2 protein-coding genes are annotated in these 1,448 nt (G+C 34.5%); both read right to left on the bottom strand.

Annotated elements, in window-relative coordinates:
• Nucleotides 1-177 precede the first annotated feature (177 nt).
• Nucleotides 178-333 (bottom strand): hypothetical protein, encoded by a 156-nt coding sequence (locus KVT34_RS29450; RefSeq protein WP_217563209.1) that lies wholly within the window; start codon nt 331-333, stop codon nt 178-180.
• 1 nt (nt 334) lies between these two features.
• The coding region (locus tag KVT34_RS29445; RefSeq protein ID WP_217563208.1) for an AimR family lysis-lysogeny pheromone receptor at nt 335-1,448 on the bottom strand (1,114 nt) is incomplete at its 5' end.

Raw genomic sequence — 1,448 nt, 5'->3', positions numbered from 1 at the left:
GTTTTGTTTCTTGTTTTGCAGCCTCTTTTTTCAACGTAGTTTCTCCCCTTCATCTTTAAGAGTTTGTGAATTATGTATCAAATGGTTCAGTTTTTCCAATTATACAAAAAGTGTGACACCCCTTAAAAAGACGAAAGACGCTACATAAAGTAGCGTCTTTTTAACTATTCATTTATACTACATGCCGCCTGGATCAACTTTCATTGATTGTACTTTTACCGTATGTACATCTACTTTTTCTTTACCTAAATCTTTTGTATTGTCTGCACCAGCACCAATAACCCCGATTGATAATGCCAGAGCACATAATGTAGTGACTAAAAACTTTTTCATTTTACAACACCCCTTCTGTTATTAAAACGCGCTTTGGAAGCTGCGCGTATAGTAGACTTCCTGATTTTTCGAATTTTTCTAAAGATTCCCTCGACAATATTGTATCATTCTCAATTCTGGGAAGATAGTACATTTGAAAAGCTGATAAACCTTTTTCCCTCAGCCTACCCAAAATTTCATACCCTTTTTTCTTATCCCCGTATAAACATTCATAATAAGCTAAATCACCATCACTAATACAAGCAAAATCTATTTTTTCTAAGTTAAAGCCGAATTCAATATACAAGAAAGCTAGTGTTGTTTTAAAAGAACTATATTTTTGAGTGCCTTTAGGTGAGCTTATTCCTTCAAGACATTTAATAGCTTCTAAAATGTATTTCTCTGCCATTAATGGATTTTCAAAGATATAGCTTTCTCCCAAACAACAATATGCCGTAGCCTTCACAACTGTGAAATTCAGCTCAGAATCTATAATCGCAAGGCAGGTATTTCTACAGTTATCAATTTCATTAGCATGTAACTGTGTGTACGCGATTCGCTCCATATGTTGCATGCGTAAACAGTCTTTGATATAACCATCATCCATCTTACCGATATGTACATCAGCAACTTCAGCATACGATGCCATAGCACTATACCTTTGGTTATCATATTCAGCTGCCATTAGTAAGGTATTTAATAACACCTGACACTCCGAGTCTGATGAAACACGAGTCTCGTAGATTTCTTCCAACAAAATCTGTCCCTTTTTTCTATTCATATTTCGATGGTTATATAGAGAATATACACTCAAATATTTACGCACATCTTTTTGAACCTTTAGTAACTCTTCGTCTTTAGTCACCGCTTCAAATTTTTCAATTAGAGTATCCATAAGGTCATATTCTCCTGCTACCTGGCAATAACACAATGCTTTTCTTACATTCAGACTAGTTTTACACTGTAAGATAAAATCTTTGATCCTTCCCGTTTGCTCTAAAGGATTTTTGTAGACGTAATGAATTAGCTTTTCAAAAACATCGAATTTCATTTCTCCAGTAACAAATGAAAGACCATTAGTAATAGACGGGCTTCTAATACCTGAATCTTGAGCTAACTGTCTTGTACTTATATTT

It is taken from the genome of Paenibacillus sp. GbtcB18 (assembly GCF_019091125.1).
GTDB lineage: Bacteria > Bacillota > Bacilli > Paenibacillales > NBRC-103111 > Paenibacillus_F > Paenibacillus_F chitinolyticus.
The sequence above is the reverse complement of the archived record's forward strand: the minus strand, read 5'-3'. Positions and strand labels throughout refer to the sequence as shown.